12 protein-coding genes and 6 tRNA genes are annotated in these 18,433 nt (G+C 44.6%); 3 read left to right on the top strand and 15 right to left on the bottom strand.

Features of this window, described 5'->3' with window-relative positions:
• The first annotated feature begins 2 nt into the window (after positions 1-2).
• Genes M9194_RS06190 through M9194_RS06180 form a run of 3 tightly spaced genes read left to right on the top strand, consistent with a single transcriptional unit; the run spans position 3 to position 5,606 of the window.
• Entirely contained in the window at positions 3-635 is a 633-nt protein-coding gene (locus tag M9194_RS06190) for a DotU family type IV/VI secretion system protein (RefSeq protein ID WP_250611752.1), read from the top strand.
• Positions 636-643: 8 nt separating this feature from the next.
• Entirely contained in the window at positions 644-1,825 is a 1,182-nt protein-coding gene (locus M9194_RS06185; protein ID WP_250611751.1) for a type VI secretion system protein IglI family protein, read from the top strand.
• A 19-nt stretch (positions 1,826-1,844) separates the two neighbouring features.
• Positions 1,845-5,606 carry a DUF4280 domain-containing protein gene (locus M9194_RS06180; RefSeq protein WP_250611750.1) on the top strand — a complete coding sequence of 1,254 codons (3,762 nt, stop codon included), beginning with the start codon at positions 1,845-1,847 and terminating at the stop codon, positions 5,604-5,606.
• Between the two features lie 156 nt (positions 5,607-5,762).
• On the opposite strand, the gene iglC is transcribed toward M9194_RS06180, so the two are convergent.
• From iglC to M9194_RS06105, 15 genes are all read right to left on the bottom strand, one after another.
• Positions 5,763-6,431 carry a type VI secretion system tube protein IglC gene (gene iglC, locus M9194_RS06175; RefSeq protein ID WP_250611749.1) on the bottom strand — a complete coding sequence of 223 codons (669 nt, stop codon included), beginning with the start codon at positions 6,429-6,431 and terminating at the stop codon, positions 5,763-5,765.
• A 1,035-nt stretch (positions 6,432-7,466) separates the two neighbouring features.
• Positions 7,467-8,084, bottom strand: coding sequence for a transglycosylase SLT domain-containing protein (locus M9194_RS06170; RefSeq protein WP_250611748.1), 618 nt, complete (start codon positions 8,082-8,084; stop codon positions 7,467-7,469).
• Positions 8,085-8,128: 44 nt separating this feature from the next.
• A complete protein-coding gene (gshA, locus tag M9194_RS06165; RefSeq protein WP_250611747.1) occupies positions 8,129-9,700 on the bottom strand; it encodes a glutamate--cysteine ligase in 1,572 nt (523 codons plus the stop codon).
• Positions 9,701-9,933: 233 nt separating this feature from the next.
• Positions 9,934-12,792, bottom strand: coding sequence for a M16 family metallopeptidase (locus M9194_RS06160; RefSeq protein ID WP_250611746.1), 2,859 nt, complete (start codon positions 12,790-12,792; stop codon positions 9,934-9,936).
• A 10-nt stretch (positions 12,793-12,802) separates the two neighbouring features.
• Positions 12,803-13,264 carry a YqaA family protein gene (locus tag M9194_RS06155; protein ID WP_250611745.1) on the bottom strand — a complete coding sequence of 154 codons (462 nt, stop codon included), beginning with the start codon at positions 13,262-13,264 and terminating at the stop codon, positions 12,803-12,805.
• The gene (locus M9194_RS06150) at positions 13,258-14,208 is read right to left on the bottom strand and encodes an NADP-dependent oxidoreductase (protein WP_250611744.1); all 951 of its coding nucleotides are present in this window, start codon (positions 14,206-14,208) and stop codon (positions 13,258-13,260) included. Before M9194_RS06150 ends, M9194_RS06155 begins: the two co-directional genes overlap by 7 nt.
• Before the next feature lie 127 nt (positions 14,209-14,335).
• Positions 14,336-15,466, bottom strand: a complete 1,131-nt coding sequence (locus tag M9194_RS06145) for a sodium ion-translocating decarboxylase subunit beta (RefSeq protein ID WP_250611743.1) — start codon at positions 15,464-15,466, stop codon at positions 14,336-14,338.
• A gap of 13 nt (positions 15,467-15,479) precedes the next feature.
• Positions 15,480-17,258, bottom strand: coding sequence for a sodium-extruding oxaloacetate decarboxylase subunit alpha (oadA, locus tag M9194_RS06140; protein ID WP_250611742.1), 1,779 nt, complete (start codon positions 17,256-17,258; stop codon positions 15,480-15,482).
• Positions 17,259-17,288: 30 nt separating this feature from the next.
• On the bottom strand, positions 17,289-17,546 hold the full coding sequence (locus M9194_RS06135) for an oxaloacetate decarboxylase subunit gamma (protein WP_250611741.1): 258 nt from the start codon (positions 17,544-17,546) through the stop codon (positions 17,289-17,291).
• Between the two features lie 181 nt (positions 17,547-17,727).
• Positions 17,728-17,804: transfer RNA gene (locus tag M9194_RS06130), tRNA-Arg, on the bottom strand.
• A 20-nt stretch (positions 17,805-17,824) separates the two neighbouring features.
• Positions 17,825-17,901 (bottom strand) — tRNA-Arg (locus tag M9194_RS06125).
• A 33-nt stretch (positions 17,902-17,934) separates the two neighbouring features.
• A tRNA-Arg gene (locus M9194_RS06120) sits at positions 17,935-18,011 on the bottom strand.
• Positions 18,012-18,032: 21 nt separating this feature from the next.
• Positions 18,033-18,109, bottom strand: a tRNA-Arg gene (locus tag M9194_RS06115).
• A gap of 33 nt (positions 18,110-18,142) precedes the next feature.
• Positions 18,143-18,219: transfer RNA gene (locus M9194_RS06110), tRNA-Arg, on the bottom strand.
• 100 nt (positions 18,220-18,319) lie between these two features.
• A tRNA-Ser gene (locus M9194_RS06105) sits at positions 18,320-18,412 on the bottom strand.
• Between the last annotated feature and the right edge of the window lie 21 nt (positions 18,413-18,433).

The following is an 18,433-nucleotide window of genomic DNA, read 5'->3' as shown; positions in this document are numbered from 1 at the left end:
AGATGTACAGTGAACACTACTTACTCTGTGAAATATCCTCTTTGCTAGATGAGGCAATGGCATTTACTGCTGCAATAGGATCAAACACGGCTGACCAAAACTCTGCTGCCCTCTTAACCTATCGCAATAAAGTAAGAAATGAACTCACGTTGATTCAAAACCAGTTGATACCGATTTATGGCGATAAAGTTGCTTCATACATTGTCTTTCCAGTGGTTGCCTTGATTGACGAGAGATGCAAAATTGTTATCGCTCAGAGCCAGCAAGGGTTGACTTGGACAAACCTACAGGTTGAGTTTTTTCAAATCAACAACGGTGGTGAATATGTATTTGAGATCATCGATGAAGTAGCGAAAAACCGCATATACCCTCGTATGGCTTATGAGTCTTTGCTATTAGTCCTAAATCATGGTTTTTTAGGAAAATACTTTGATAATCCAAATCATGCTGAACTGTTTAATAGTACACATCAGCTTAAGCAACGCTTGGCGGAAATCGTTCAAGAACATCCCATTATTACTAGACCTTCGCCAAGATCAGACTTAACCAACCACAATAATGGCTGGATCCAGTATGGCGTATATATGATTAGCGCGGCCATTATCGTTCCTATCGCACTCTTTTTTGCATTTTAAGGTATCACATGTCGGTTATTTTTTATCAAAGCTTTGATGATATTGTCCAAGTCGACAAAGCCAATCCAATGTTGATGAGTAGCATAATTCGCAGCTTTGAAAACGGTGAATATGAAAAAACTCAGTCTCTCCTAGAAGACTATCTTTATGACACACAAACACTCGATATTTACTGCCTGTTTTTAAGCTTCAGCTGCGATGTCTTTTTAAACGTCAAAAATATCTCGGAGTTAAGTGCAAGGCTTGAAGAATATCACGACATACTATCCAATCGCGCAAGTGTTCTGTCTCCAAAAGTCAATTTTGACGCCTCGTTAAATAGTGCGCTAGATGTACTTTGTAATATGCTGAGCGTGAAGTTTAACGAAGCTAAAAAGCAGAAGCCCATTTTTGATTTTGATGCTTTAAAGCTCAATTTCAGTAGGTTATTTACCCAAGCGGCATGCCTAAATGGTGAGGAAAGAAACCTGACCACACACACAGGTTTTCGAGAAGCACAAAAATCGATGATGGTTCTTGAACAATTGAGAGTCGAGCCAGAAAGTCTTGAGCCTGAGCCCGAAAGAGAACCTGAACCTTCGGTCCAGACACAAGCAAGAAAAAAGTCGAACAACAACAGCAATTTAGTGGATAAATACGCATCACCAAAATGGTATGCACTAATACGAAAGGCCTCAATTTTGCAAAAGCTATTGATTGAAGAGCGCCATTTTGAAGCTTCGATCATCTACAAAGACATTCAGTCAGAGATCAAAAACTTCGATCCTCTGGTTTACTTTCCCGGACTATTTTTTCCAATGATGAAATCAGTCGCTCCGAAAGCACAAACACTGCAAGCTCACATCGATAAACATCAGAATACCTTGGAATGGGATATGGCCAATAGGTTGTACCAGAGCGATCCTATGCGTTTTGCCACTGAGCTCCCACTAATGGCAATGAACCAGTATAAGGACGATCAGTTTTATCGCTCAGAAGAGGTACAAGAACCGCAGCCTAGCTATGAGCAAGGACCTAGCATGGATGATGACTACCCAGAAGATGATGAGTTTGGTGAAATGCCATTCAATGACGACTATCGTTTTGACGAAGGCGGACATGAAATGATCCCATCTGAGCATGGATCAGAAGGCGAGATCAGCGATTTAGTCAACGATATTGATGCGATGGCTGATGCCTTTGATTATTAGAAAATAACTGAACCTGAATATGACACAGTCAAGCTTAAGCCACTTAAATAACTATTTGTCTCAATTAGGTACATTGGAGCAACACTCTGCCCAACAAGCTACCCTGCAGCACACTGCACTTCAGCAGCAGATCTCAGTGCTCACGAGCATGTCAAGCGCTGACTATCAAGCGGACGGCAGTGAGCTGGAATACATCAATCAATGCCAAGCCAATATGGGGCAATATTTGTCGGCACCTGCAAGTGCCGACAATGCGTCTTTGGGACAAAGCTTAAGCTCTCAACTATCTATCGCATGTTCACAGCTGATATCCGATCCTGCTCAAGCTTCCACTTCACTGACAAACTTATCAGCGCAACTCACTCAATATCATACTGATCAACAAACGGCGCAGAGCGACGTAAATCAGCTCCGCCAGCAATACAACCGCGCAAGTTTAGCTCCCTCAGATGACTACTTATCCCATTTGGCTCGCTCACAACAGCAAATTATGGCGATCAGTTCTACCAATGAAGCGAATGAGTCTAGTCAGGACACCGATTTTGCACGTGAGACTAGTACTACTGGAGCTACTCGTTTTCAATCGCTCAATGATACTTCGCAGACGTTGTCAGAAAATAGCTCAGTACAAGAATGGGTTGACGCAACAAATCAACAATTTGAATATCAATATGGCCTGCGCGCTGAATTGTCATCGATGACTCTTGCTCCATCCAGTTCACTGTCTCTATCTGAGCTGACAAGTCATAGCTATTTGTGCGACTACTTGTCTTCTGGCACTCAACCGAGCCAGCAACTATATCAAAGCAATATTCAGCCGAGTGATTTTCAGACCGTATCTAACTATCTAGGTGCTAGCCAACAAGGTGATATCACCTTATCTGATGATCATTCGTATACCTTGAGCTCTATTTGGAAGCATACTAACCCCCAACCATATAACCCCGATTCCTCAAGCGCATTTTCATCAGAGCCTGAGCAAGCGCCGATCGACACCTCCAAAATGACGGCAGAGCAAAAGTCGGCCTATCAAGGTTACGTATCAAGCTTAACGGGTTGGTTACAAGTAGAACAAGAAGCGCAAGCCACTCCTGTCGCCACCGCATTTCAGCGAAAGTATCAGCAGTATCAGTCGCAATGGGCTCGCTGGAATACTGACAATTCAAGCCAGTACAGCAACTCAAGTGAGACCCTGGCCCCGACCACTGCAGAAAATGGCCAGGAAAACATGCCTTCGTCTCCAGGGAGTGAACTGCTAGCGACACTAAATAGTCACAACACTTTATTGGGAACCCCTCTGGCTACACAGCAGATGACACAAGCTAAGAATATGGCTTTTAACCAATACATGCAGAGCTTAACCAGCAATCAGCTGTATCAAACTCAGGCTCAGTATTTAGCGCAAGTGTCACAGTATACTCCGTGGCTTGCAATGGCATCAGCCAGCTCTGAGCAAGGGCAAAGTAGCGAATATTCGCCTATGTTGCAGAGCACTAAAGATACCGAAACTAGCCTCACTCAGTTGTATCAATACGCAGGTATACCTCCGGAACAAATAAGCCCGGAGATGAAGTCTGCCTATGATGCGCAATATCAACAGTACCAACAACATTTGTCTGAGTTGCAAGGCTACCAATCTCAGGCAATGGCAAGCCAGCAAGCGCTGACGGGGCAATGCCAGTGTTTACACAGTTATTTAAATGGCACGCAAAACTGCGATTATCAGCAAATTATTTCCCAAAGTGAGCAAATTAATCAGTTCACTTCCGCAATGCCTAACTACGCTCCGCTACAACAGCAGTATCAAAGCTATCAAAACGCGGCAAGCGGTTCTGACTATCTTCAACAGCAAGCGCAAAGCCACACGTCAAACTACACCAATCAAGCCTATTCGCAGTTAGGCCAAACCAGTGCTTACCAGCAATATCAGGCTTATCAAAGTTCAAATAGTGGTTCTGATTATTTGCAACAGCAGCTATCTAGCCAAACAGGCATGATGTCTAACCCAGTTGGGCCATATACTCAGATGCTGTCGCAGTTACCGTCACAGGATGATATACACACATCTAGCCAGGCGTTAATTCACGATCAGTTTAATCAGTTGAAAACACTGTCAAGCCAGCTCCCCACTGAACAGTACGCAAATACGTGCCTTTCTCCTCAATTGTGTTCAGAAGCGTTAGACTCACTTAACCAAATCAATAAAGCGATGAGCTCTGTGCTATCGAGCAGTAACACAACATCTACAACGGACTCTCTAGACAGTTTGGTGGCGAGCCTTTGCTCAAAAGGCCTTAACATGCTCCCCATTAGTCAAATCTCATCCTGGGTCGAAAGCTTGTCAGATGAGGTGGCATCTAAGTGTAAAAGTTGGGCAAGTTCACTGGTGTCAAACACTCCCACTCAGCTGTCTTTTACCAATTTGCCTGCCCTGACCAAAACCATGGAGCAAGAGTTTGACCACTTAAAAAGCCAAATAGGTGGTGTGGTTAACCCACTAAGCCAATCCATCGCGAGTGACATGTCAGACATCAAACATCACTTGCAACAGTGGCTAAGTAGCTCAGGAGAGTCACAAAGCTCCTTCAACCAAACACTGAGCCATATTTCGTCCATGGTTACTTCACTGGAACAAAAGCTGGATGGTTACAAACAAACGGCAATGAACGGAGTAAGCGATGAGTATGGCAAAGCCATTGCAGGAGCTGAGCATTTTTTTGGTCCCATGATAAGCTCAACAAAAGGTTATATAGATCAAGCTACTGCTTACCTTCAAGGCTACGCACAAAATAGCCAGCAAGGCATGAGCTTGTGGGGAGAAATCCAAAGTAAAGCTCAAGGCCTACTAAGCCAATTGCCAAGTAACCTTTCACTTAACCTCAGTGCCTTTAGCTCATTAAGTGCACTGCAAAGCAGCATCGAAAACATGCTTACGGCTCAGCAGCAATTTTACTCGCTCGACCAAGCTATGGCATTGAAAGACACTACCATGAGCAGCCTTCTGGGTGAGTATGACCAAATAAAATCGACGCTCACGCAGTTAACTAGTCAGCTTGCGCCTTGCCCAAACATCAATGAGATAACCCAAGCATCGGCGGAATTAGAGCAAAACATGCAAGCCTATAGCGACATGTCTACCTCGGTGTATGAGCAGCTGCAAGACGTTAAAGATGATCCGTATTCCGCCGCTAGCGCTCCTACGCTCGATCAAGCGATGGACAATGTCAGTCAATACCAGCAAAGCGTGCAACAACAGGCAGTAGGCAGCCCTTTGGGGGGACAGATTGTCAGCCAAGTTCAAGTATTGAATGAGCAAGTTACCTTGCTACAGCAAAATGTAGCCACACTAAAGACACTCAATGGTGAAGCGAATCAAATGGCATCTGCACAGGCGAGTGCGAGTGGCTGTGGCAATGCCAGTGTTACCTGTATGAACTCGATGATGATGTGCTCGTTTGCCGTCGCTCCTTCAACCTATATGTCTATCCGCCCAACGGTACTCATCAATAACAACCCAGCAACGACAATTAACGATTGCATTCCTATTGTCAACATTACCCCCTTTCCTGGTTGTATCGCACCTACCAACCCCGACTACCCAACCAACCCAACGGTGAACTCTTGCGTGCCTGAACTTAGTGAGTTTATTCCAACTAAGGTGTTGGTACAGATTCAAGGTGAGCCAGTAAACACGTTGAACAATATCGCCATGTGTGAATACGCCTCTGGTGGTGTGGTGCAGTTCGTAAACCCGGTACAAATGACGACGTTTACTCAATAACTCAGCGCTGCTGTATGGATTAGATTATCCGCAGCAGAGGTGACTAAAAAGCCGTGATTATTTGCTAATGGGAGAGTTTAGAGATAAGGGGCAGTAGAAGAGGTAGAATTTGTGAAGAAGTGCTTGATTGCTTTCAAGCACTTCTCAATCAGTTGATTAGCCTGCAGCCGAAACGTTATTGGTCGCGTATAAGCCTTTGTCTGAGCTGCTATCGTGTCCTACATCAATAGCCACTTCTTTCCATGTAGTGCCATCAATAACGAAGTTAAATCCAGTAATAGTCGTGTATGGTGCATCTGCGGTTGTACCACCTAGCAATTCACCATTTCCAATTTCAAGATCAACCGTTCTAGGATCACAAGGGATCAATGTTAATCCTTGTTTAGGCGCAAAGAAGAAGCTCCATTTGCCATCATTTTTCAGCTCTTGACTTTCATTTGGAGTACCGAACACAATGGTATTATCTGTCGCCTTACCTTTACGTACATTCGCTATCGCTGTTTTTAACGCGTTTTTGTTCGCAGCAGTCAGCGCCACATGAATTTCGAACATTACTGATCCCGTTTCATGTGGTGGCGCCATATCAAAAGCACTTAAGACTGCCGCTGCTGTTGGCGAATTACATTCACTTCTTGCCTGATCACCTTCTAATGCGAAAAGATCTTTGCCAAGCTCGACACCGAATATAGAAACTGTGTCAAACCAGCAACGAACGACTGCATCTTCAGAAAACGCATTTAAAGAATTGAATGTAAATGATAAGTTTTTCGATTCTTCTACTACAGAGCGATCGATCATTGGCTCCATATTCATGATTTGAGTCATAATAGTTTTCCTATTTGGTTATTCAATAAGAAAGGGGAGTCTTCTCTTCCATTCCAACACAACAAGAAGCACAGGCCAAAAGCGATACCATCTCGAGGTAGGTTGGGTGTTATATGATTTGAATGTATATAACAGAATGCGGATAGATTAACTCAGCACCTTAATTTATTACTTCACGCTAAAATTCTTAAGGTGTAATGTAACTCGGATCTAATGACAAGTGTTGGAATATGTGGATATTGTTTGAGAATAAATGCTGGCATAAGATGAATTGAAACCCTTCACTTAGGTATATATAACCTAGCTAAAATTAAATATATCTTTCTTAAAGTCTTCAGAAAGTAACATATTGAGTGACTTGATTGACACAAAACGATAATTAATCAATTGTACGAAAACACTTCCAGCCATTGCTATTATAGGCTAAAACCTCAGTCATTGTGCCAATAGCACTTAGAAGTAAAATATTTAATCATCATAAAAATTATAGCAAAAACACTGTACTATATATGGGTAATGCAGCAATAAACAACTTAGTGCTTAATAATTAAACCTCAGCTTAAAATAAGCTAAACTAGCCTGTACTTTATTCATTTGAAACACAAACCTTAAACAACAATTATGAAACATTTAATATACAAGATTCATAATACAGATAAATAAAGCGCATCTCGAAGCTAGCTTGGTATAGAATATTGCGAGATTAGCTCAAGATGCATAATTTAGAACCATGTGAGTACCTAGTTAAAGGAGCATATTTATACCCAAACTACTTCAAGATGCAGGATTCAGAGCGATGTGAGTGGCCCGATTTAAGGAAAAGGTCTGCAGGAATGGCCATCCATTTCAAAGTCCTTTGACGCGAAAGGGGGCCACTCACACCGCTCCCAAAGGGCGAGTAGATAAGGCTTCACTGCGTCGTTAGGGATGTTCGACGTAGAATGACTATGCCTCACATCCCTGCCTAGCATTGAAGCCTTATCTATCTCGCTGAAACTCGCATCTTGAAGTAATTTGGGTATACTGGTACGGTCATCACCAAAAAAACCAGCTGTGCTGCTCTTCCTCTAGCTCTTTTCTACATCGCCGCAGTTGCCAGCCATAAGTTTTTGCGTTTCTCTCTACTTTTCGAGCCACTTTCATTAGCCAAGGCTGATGTAAATAGGTCTTATGAGCATAGCCTGATCGGCCTTCATGATAGGCCAAATATTGTCGATAGGGGTCCCATAAAGAAATACCAAGGACACGGCGTGTATTGTGGGTATACCAACCAATAAACATGATGGAAGCTTTAAAATCCGTTCTAGAGCCGCTGTCACCTGTCGCTCGAACAAACTCATCCCAAACTGGATCTTGCGCTTGAGAGTATCCGTAAGCCGAGCTGGCCCTACCGGTTGGAATGAAACCTAGAAAATATTGCTCTGGAGGCTGAGCATCGTAATGAAAGTGGCTCTCTTCTTCTATAATCGCCATAGCAACATTAATGGGAGTGCCCCATTCTTTTTGCATTTGCACGGCGTCTTCATACCAGCTTGGTTCTTGTTCGAAAATAGCACAGATGTTGTTTTGATCTGTTGGAGTCGGTGTCGCACAACCTGCAACCAAGGCCGCGCAGCCCAACAAAGCTACGCGACGCAACCACTTGGTTATCATCTACTATTCAGTCCTTTAGTGTAGGACCTGTAGATCAAGTTCTATCAACGGTCCTTAAGATAAGAGAAATAGTCTGCTAGAAACTCATCAAATGACTGGCTATCGTTTTTCTCGATGTCCCGTTGAGCTTCTATAGACCTCGTCACTTCCTCTTCCATAAGGCCCTCAGAGTAGGTTTCGTATTCAGAAGACATACGCTGAGAATAATATTCGTCCCCTAGTTCACGGCCAACTTTACCTAATCCGCCCAGTTCTTTCGTCAGTTTAAGCAACTGACCTGAAATCGTTTGCTCCGGGTTATCAATTGATTGACGTAGGGTAAAGCAAGTGTTGGTATATTCCTCACCTGACACTTGGCTGTCCATCACCGAGGCAATCTGCTCCAATTCATCGAACACTTTATGCGCCCAATCTGACAGCTGTAATCTTTCGCCCTTACAGCCAATTTTTAATTCTAAACCTGGGTTACGACCTTCAATGATGACTTTGTTCCAGTTGTCTCGCCAACATTCTAACTCACTGTTATCCATTGAGTCAGAAGGTGTGAGTAAACACCAAGTCAAAAATAGGTCCAAAAAGCGAATTTGCTGCTCATTGATCCCTACAGGGCTAAACGGGTTCACATCTAACGAACGCACTTCGATGTATTCTACACCCGCACGCTCTAAAGCTTCCGACGGTTTTTCACCACTTTGAGTCACTCGCTTAGGACGAATCGGCGCATAAAGCTCATTTTCAATTTGCAGAACGTTAGAATTTAACTGACGATACTCACCGTCTACCTTCACACCTATCTTAGCGAACTCTTCTGAAGGTGTACGTATTGCCTTATTTAGCCCTTGTAAATATTCATCTATGCTGTTAAAACCAATTTTCAACGAACTTTGGGCGTTATTGGTGTACCCCAAGTCACTCAAGCGAAGCGAAGTCGCGTAAGGCAAATATAAGGTTTCGCCTAATTTTTCAAATTTTAGTAGTGATTCCCTCTCAGCAACAAACGAAGAACATAAAGCTGGAGAGGCACCAAAAAAGTACGGAATCAGCCAACCAAAGCGATAATAATTTCGAATTAGGCCGAAATACGCGTCTGACTTGCTTTCCTGTCTTTCTTCTTCAGTTTGCTCACCAAACAAACCGTCCCAAAGCTCTTCTGGGAAAGAAAAGTTGAAGTGCACACCTGAAATGATTTGCATCAGGCTGCCGTAACGATGTTTCAGCCCTTGGCGGTACAGCGTCTTCATTTTTCCAGTATTGGAACTGCCATACTGAGCCAACTCAATCGAGTCATCACTTTCGACATAACACGGCATCGACAGTGGCCACAACTTATCATCACCGATTTTCGTCTGAGAAAAGTGGTGAATATCATTAAGCTGAGAGATCGCGGTAGAAATACTCTGAGAAACTGGTGTGATGAACTCTAGCAGTGACTCAGAATAATCCGTCGTTATCCACTTATTCGTTAATGGAGAACCTAACCCTTTTGGGTGTGGTGATGTGGATAGCTTGCCTTGGTCGTGATACCTCAGTGTTTCTCGCTCTATACCGCGTCCCAGTTTTTTAAATACTTCACCGTGGTTTGCCACCAATTGAAGTCGAGAAGAAAAATCAGTCAAAATGAATTCACTTATGTTCTATGCCCACAACACGTGTGTCTTAAGGCTTGCTCGTCATTAACAAGCAGATAAACCTAGGCTAATGATTTTTATATCATTATCAAGCACTACAATTCCTTTTAAATTCAGCTTTGTAGAATATACCCTTACGGTTTTAATCCAAGTTCATCCATACAGTAAATGAATAAACCATGGCAAATCTGCATGCACCGTTTTGCTACTTAATGTGTACTCTAATGGATGATTTCAAGCTCTTCCATTGGAATCGATAACTTTTCCAACTTTGGACGTAATGATTTCGCATCACCTACCACGATAATTTGATAGTCACTCGGGTTAAACCACTTCTTCGCTGCCTTGTCTAGCGTCGACTTTGACACCGCTTCGACAATCTCATTTCGCTGCTGTAAATAATCAGCATCTAAACTGAAGGTCAATATATTGCTTAACAAACTGGCCTTTTTAGATGGCGTTTCATAGCTTAGTGCATCCTGCTGTCCAACAGCTAAGCGCATGAACCTGACTTCTTCGTTGGTGAGCCCAGACTGGCTGAACTTTCGCATCTCTTTTTCCATTTCTAAAATGGAAGGAATGGTTGCATTGGCTCGCACTTGAGCGGAAAAGACAATTGCGCCAACCTCTTTATTAGATGCTAAATAACCACTGGCTCCATACGTGTAGCCTTTATCTTCTCTCAGGTTTTGATTGATACGACTGTTAAAATTCCCGGCTAAGTTGAAATTTGCCAGCTGGGTGAGGAACACCTCTCCAGTGGCATCAAAAGGTAAGCCCTGACGAACAAATCGCACAATGGTTTGCGGTGAGTTTGGTTTATTGACGAGATATATTTTTTGCCCATGGAGACTAGGAATAGCCTGAGGTTGAATTAAAGGCGGTGCGTCGCCTTGCCAGTTGGAAAAAAACGCCATCGCCTTCATCGCCTGCTTTTTATCGATATCGCCAACCACAATAATCTGAGCGCCATGCGGCGTGTAATGCGCTTTGTAAAACGCCTTCACATCATCTAGGGTGAGCCCACTGATAGATTGCGCAGTGCCATCACTCGAACGAGCAAATACCGAGTCACCAAATAGCACTTGTCTGGTGGCTTGAGAAGCTAACCAGCTTGGCTTTTGATGTTGGTAGAGCACTCCCTCCAACAGCTGTTTTTTAGAGCGAGCAAAGTCTTGTTGATTAAATGCAGGTTCAAACAGCATTTCCTGCACAATTTGCATTGTTTCCGCTAAGTTTTTCTTTAAGCTTGAAATCGAAATCGTCGTCGAGTAGGTTCCAGCTTCAAAGCCAATATAGCTACCTAACTTATCTAGCTTTGCCTGTATCTGCTCCATTGTGTGCGTTTTCGTGCCGTCTTGCATGACTGATGCCGTCAGATCCGCAATCCCTTCCTGCCCATCTTTCACTTGCCGAGCACCTGCAGGAAGTTTTATTTCAATTTGCACGGTAGGCGTTTCCGTCGCTTTAGTGCCGAGTAACTCCGCCCCATTTGCAAAGTGCATTTGGTAAAGCTCTGGCATATGGGCCTGCACACTTCCTGACACCGCTGGCATAACCGAACGATCAAAATTATCGTGCACTTGACGATAGTTCAACTGAGTGTCGGAAATCTTGGTGTAATTGGGCAACGTGCGTTTTGGCGTAACAAAATTGGCGTGTTGTACTGCTTTTAGCTCGTCATTTTTTGGCACTACGCTCAACACCACTTTGTAGTGATCATCAACGAAGTCTTTGTACGCTTGCATAACCGAGTCAGGAGTGACCGATTTGATTTCTTTCAACCTGGTTTGAGTTCTATCGGGTTGATCATAAAATGTTTGGTTGTAAGCCAGCTGGCTGACTTTGCCCCGCACACTTTGTAAGCGGAAAATCGCATTTGCCTCTGCATTGCCACTGATTTGATCCAAGCGAGACTGATCCACGCCATGAGATTGAAAACTCTGTAGTGCCGCTTGAATATCGTTATATAAGGGCGTTAAGTTACCTTTGGCTCCAGATGGGGCCATCGCATAAATATAAAAAGTACAAGCAAGCTCCCCGCAATCTTGGTAAGCGCCAGCTTCAACCGCCTTTTGGGTTTTGACCAATTTCTGATACAGCACGCTATTGGGCCCACTTCCCAGCACTTTAGCTAATGCATCCACGGAAGCCTGAGATTTAGCGCCACGATATTCCGTTGGCCAGCCAATGAGCAGCATTGGCTGTTTGATGGAATCTTTTAAAGTAATGAATCGGTCTTCTGGTAGTGCCGCGGGTTGTTTCTGCGCGATTTGGACTTCTGGCCCTTTAGGGATAGAGCCAAAATATTTATTTACCCATTTTAGCGTTTGATAAACGTCGATATCTCCGCCTATAGTGAGAACCGCATTGTTTGGCCCATACCAACGCAAAAAGAACGCTTTCAGATCGTTAACATCAACGCGGTCAAGATCTTCCACATAACCTATGGTTTGCCAAGAATAAGGGTGCCCTTCAGGAAACAGAGCCTCAGCCATTTTTTCTCCGGCCAACCCATAAGGGCGATTATCGTAGTTCTGCGCTCGTTCATTTTTCACCGTATCACGCTGGATCTCGAATTTACGTTGAGACACCGCGCCGAGCAAAAAGCCCATTCGGTCTGACTCTAACCAGAGCACTTTCTCCAATTGATTGGCCGGAACGGTTTCAAAATAATTGGTGCGATCTCGGTTTGTTGTGCCATTTAACGTGCCACCAGCCTCAGTAATAATTTTGAAATGCTGCTGATCGCCAACGTGCTCTGAGCCTTGGAACATCATGTGCTCAAAAAAGTGAGCAAAACCCGATTTCCCCACTTGCTCACGCGCAGAGCCAACATGATAAGTGACATCAACATGAACCAATGGGTCTGAATGATCGGGAGAGAGTATGACGGTGAGGCCATTAGCTAATACGTATTTAGAATAGGGAATCATCGCTTTACCAGGTTCTGCCTTAACCTGTTCGATCAGCGTGACTCCCTTAGGCAACGAAGAAAAAAATGGAAGGGAGGAACTACGATGACTTGTGCATCCTGCAAGCACAAGTAAAACCAACATACCTAGCCATATTTTTTTCATTTTTCATCCTTTAAAAAAGTCCATAGAAGATTGCGGCTAGTAGACTGTATCTTATGGCTTTACCAACAAAGATCATAATGGTGCTGGGAATAAACTTCATCCTGAGCCAACCTGCCGCCAAACAAAGCGGATCACCAATAACAGGCAACCAACTAAACAGCAGTGTCCAATAGCCATATTTATTTAACCACAACAGAGCTTTATGACCATGTTTTTCTTTATCAGTTCGATTAGGGATCCATAAGCCCAACCAGTAATTGGTTAAACCACCCAATGTATTACCTATGGAAGCCACTAACACGACGCTGGAAGGGGAATATTGATGAAGGCTCAGTGTCGCAACTAATGTTGCTTCTGAGCCTCCGGGTAAAAGTGTGGCACTAAGAAATCCGACAATGAATAAAACCCATAATGCGGAATCGGAAAACCAATGTGCGAAAGTGTGAAAGGCAGCGTTAAACGCTTCTAACATTTCATATCAAGTAATACCTTGCCTCGAGTGTGTCCTGTTTCAATTTGTCTGTGAGCATCAGCCACATCAGACATAGGATACACTTTTTGGATCTCGGTTTTAAGTAGTCCAACACTGACCATATAAAGCATGGTATCTAATTGCTCGGGATCGGGCTCAACCAATATACCCATGGCTTGAAAGCCCAACATTTTGGCTTTTTCACAAATCATTTCGGCGCTAATCGTCGGCACAGTCACGATTCTGGCGTTATCTCTTAAGCACTTCATCGCATCGAGTGCTGCATCACCACCAACTAAATCGATCAGCACATCCACTTCCTCTAATCGTTCAGAAACAGGGGCAAACTCGTAGTTAATGGCATGTGCGCCTAATGTGGCCATATAATCAAGATTAGATTCACTACAAGTTGTGTAGACTTCCGCTTTCGCCGCCACCGCCACTTGCACTGCTAAGTGTCCGACTCCACCAGCACCGGCAAGAATCAATACTCGGTCACCTTCCGTCACCTGCGCTTTATCAAGCGCTTGCACTGCCGTTTGGCCCGCTAGAGGTAAGACTGCAGCCGCTTCCATAGTTACCGCATCAGGAATCAGACTCAATTCGCTCTCGGGTACAGCGACATACTGACTGTATCCCCCGCCAGATAAAGGAAAACCAATAAAGCCTACGACATTATCACCCACTTTAAACTTGCGCGTGTCATCGGCCACTTCAACGATTTCACCAGAAATATCATAACCTGGCACCCAAGGTAACTTGTCCTTATTTTGTGACGCCGCCCAGCCAACTCCTGAGCGAGTTTTAACGTCAATAGGGTTCACACCAGAAAAGGCTACCTTGACTAATACTTCGCCTGGCTGAGGTTTGGGTACGGGCGAGGATTGAATCGACAGTACTTCTGGTCCGCCAAATTGAGTAATCGCAATTTGCTTGTTTTCCATTGCATCTTTTCCCTATTAACCAAAACAGAAAGGGATGCCGTAGCATCCCTTTGAATATATAACATTTCTTGCAAATAAGTTAACTAATTGCCGATAATTTGCGCAATAAACATCGCATTGATGTGAGTTATCCAACTAAAGCCAATAAAATTCCAGCCGCTACAGCCGAACCTAGCACACCAGCCACGTTCGGTCCCATGGCATGCATTAATAAAAAGTTTTGTGGGTTAGCATCAAGACCGACTTTATTGACTACTCTGGCTGCCATAGGTACAGCGGACACGCCAGCTGCGCCAATCAATGGGTTAATATCCTCTTTCGACAACCAGTTGAGCATTTTGGCCATAATGACTCCCGAAGCCGTTCCAATGCTGAATGCTACAGCCCCAAGCGCTAGAATACCTAATGTCTCTAAATTTAAGAATTGATCGCCCTGCAATTTGGAACCAACACCCAAGCCAAGAAAAATCGTTACTATGTTAATTAATTCGTTTTGCGCCGTTTTTGATAATCGCTCTACCACCCCAGCTTCACGCATCAAATTACCCAAGCAAAACATACCCACCAATGGGGTTGCTGAGGGCAGAAATAGAATCGTCATCAATAGCACAACGAGAGGAAAAAGGATTTTTTCTATCTTGCCTACATGACGCAGCTGGGCCATTTTGATTTTCCGCTCAGAGTCGCTAGTTAGCGCTTTCATAATAGGCGGCTGAATAATCGGCACAAGCGCCATGTAGCTATACGCAGCCACCGCTATTGCACCAAGTAGGTCAGGGGACAACTTACTGGCTAAGAAGATGGCCGTTGGACCATCCGCGCCACCTATGATGGCAATCGAGGACGCATCAGCCATCGAAAATTCCATCCCAGGAACGAGGTTAAGTAGTATGGCACCAAACAAAGTTGCAAATATGCCAAACTGCGCGGCAGCGCCTAACCATAAGGTTTTGGGGTTCGCAATCAAAGCGCCAAAATCGGTCATCGCCCCCACTCCCATAAAAATCAGTAGTGGAAAAACGCCAGATGCGATGCCAACTTGGTAAACGTAATAAAGCAGCCCTCCCGGCTCGGTAAAGCCAGCATTGGGAATATTAGCCAAAATGCACCCAAAACCGATTGGCAGTAGCAATAATGGCTCAAAGCCTTTTTTGATCGCTAAGTAGATCAATATTGCCCCAACCAACATCATGCAGATCTGAGCAATTTGGAAGTTTGCAATTCCAGTTTCTAGCCATAAGGTTCTCAACGCATCCATTGCGATAGCCTCCCTACCCTATCGTTATCAAAGGAACGCCGACTGTCACCGAATCCCCTTCACTAACTGAAATACTCAACACTGTTCCAGTGACAGCCGCTTGTACCTCTGTTTCCATCTTCATCGCTTCGAGCACGAGCAGTACATCGCCCACATTGACTTGATCGCCAACTGAAACGTTCACTTTAAAAATATTGCCTGCTAAAGGCGCGAGCATGGCTTCCTGGGGTGGACTAGATGCGGTTATTTCTGAATGATGGGTATCCTCAAGAACAGATTTTAGCTGCCCTTGAGGCCCAACTTCCACTTCAAACACTTGTCCATCCACCCTGACGCTATAGCTTTCTATTTCACCGACCGTTGGGCTGTTATCACTGCTCAATACTGGTGACTTCTCATCTATAGTGCTCGGAGCGGGTTCAAAGGCGTCAGGGTTATTTCGGTTCTTTAAGAAATTCAAACCAATTTGTGGAAACAGGGCATAAGTCAACACATCATCAACCTGCTCCGTTGCTAGTTGAATGTTCTCTTCTGCGGCGCGCCTAGCCAATTCCGAGGAGAGAGCCTCTAGCTCGTCATCAATAAGATCGGCAGGACGGTATGAGATGGGTTCAGTTCCTTGCAATACCTTCTCTTGTAATTGCTTGTTTACTGGCGCGGGTGCTGTGCCGTATTCCCCTTTCAGCACCCCTGCGGTCTCTTTAGTAATTGTTTTGTATCGCTCGCCCGTAAGTACGTTTATCACCGCCTGAGAGCCCACAATTTGCGACGTTGGCGTAACCAGAGGGATATACCCCAGATCCTGGCGAACTTTTGGGATCTCATCTAACACTTCATCAATTCTATGTTCTGCGCCCTGCTCTTTTAGCTGAGACTCCATATTTGTGAGCATGCCACCTGGCACCTGAGCAACAAGAATGCGTGAATCTACCCCTTTAAGTTGCCCTTCCCACTTCGCGTACTTCTTCCTCACTTGGCGAAAGTACGCCGCAATCGGCTCCAATTGTGTGAGACTTAATTTGGTGTCTCGCTCTGTACCCTCGAGCATAGCCACAACCGTTTCGGTTGGCGTATGGCCGTAGGTGCAGCTCATCGATGATATCGCGGTATCCAGTATATCGACCCCAGCTTCAGCCGCTTTCACGGCTGTAGCGATAGAAAGCCCAGTGGTTGCGTGGCAATGTAAAGCTAGGGGGATGTTGCAAGCCGCTTTTATTGTTGAGATAAGTTCTTCGGCTTCATAAGGCTTTAGCAAGCCTGACATATCTTTAATGCATAATGAGTGGCAGCCGATATCTTCTAAGCGTTTTGCTAAATCGACCCAAGTTTGTGTGTTGTGCACCGGGCTAGTAGTGTAAGACAAGGTACCTTGAGCATGAGCGCCTACATCAATGGTCGCTTTTACGGCTGTATGGAAATTGCGGATATCATTCATCGCATCGAAAATACGAAATACATCCATACCATTTGTATGGGCTCGCTCGACAAATTTTGTCACGACATCATCAGCATAGTGCCGGTAACCTAATAGGTTTTGACCACGTAGTAACATCTGCATTGGTGTATTTGGCATCGCTTGTTTTAGCTGACGTAGGCGCTGCCACGGATCCTCACCGAGATAACGTATGCAGGCATCAAAGGTTGCCCCACCCCACGTCTCCAACGACCAATATCCCACTTTATCCAACTCAGCCGCTATGGGTAACATGTCTTCAATACGCATTCGTGTCGCAAACAATGATTGATGGGCATCGCGTAGTACAACGTCTGTAATCAATAACGGCTTTGACATGCTGTCTATTCCTTTTATTCCATTTACATGCTATTGACGATCTCTATTACGGTACTGATGAATAGCACTAGTGATTGCGGCTATGATTTTTGGATCAAGAGATCTTGATTTGAGAGGAGATGGTTCGTGTGTATTGGCTTGCGTCGACGACTCAGATATTTCTTTTGGCACCAGCTTCGCCATGATAGTAACCAAAAACACTAAAATGGTGAGAAACAGAAAAACAGCGAGCATTCCTGTCACCATGAGTGTGGCAGCACTTTCTAACAGACTTCCTATATCCGCCATGATGCCTCCTAGTAAAGATCATGCTTAGCATGGCGGCAGTAGACATCACCATTTACCAAACGTGATAGATGGAGTTAATGTATCCCGATGATTGAATTTTTGTCAATTTACTGAGAGTGAGATTGGGAATTAGCACTAGCCTGAAACAATAAAACCCCGCATAAGCGAGGTTTTAAGAAAATGGCGCGCTCGGAAGGATTCGAACCTTCGACCGCCTGGTTCGTAGCCAGGTACTCTATCCAGCTGAGCTACGAGCGCGCAGATAATATCTAAAAAAGTGGCGCGTCCTGGAGGATTCGAACCTCCGACCGCCTGGTTCGTAGCCAGGTACTCTATCCAGCTGAGCTAAGGACGCACTGCATTCCGATAATATCGAAATGTTGAATAATGGCGCGCTCGGAAGGATTCGAACCTTCGACCGCCTGGTTCGTAGCCAGGTACTCTATCCAGCTGAGCTACGAGCGCGCAGATAATATCTAAAAAAAGTGGCGCGTCCTGGAGGATTCGAACCTCCGACCGCCTGGTTCGTAGCCAGGTACTCTATCCAGCTGAGCTAAGGACGCACTGTGTTCCGATGATATCGAAACCTTAAATTATGGCGCGCTCGGAAGGATTCGAACCTTCGACCGCCTGGTTCGTAGCCAGGTACTCTATCCAGCTGAGCTACGAGCGCGCAATAGGGCGTGAACTATATCACACTGCTGATACTTTAAAAGCGTTTGCTAAAAAAATATAAGCTATTTGAAACAAAAATTGACCGAACGGTCAATGAATGGCGGTGAGGGAGGGATTCGAACCCTCGATACGGCTACAAACCGTATACTCCCTTAGCAGGGGAGCGCCTTCAGCCTCTCGGCCACCTCACCACTTGTTGTATCAAATTGTCG

It is taken from the genome of Vibrio sinus, assembly GCF_023634645.1.
Classification (GTDB): Bacteria; Pseudomonadota; Gammaproteobacteria; order Enterobacterales; family Vibrionaceae; genus Vibrio; species Vibrio sinus.
The sequence above is the reverse complement of the archived record's forward strand: the minus strand, read 5'-3'. Positions and strand labels throughout refer to the sequence as shown.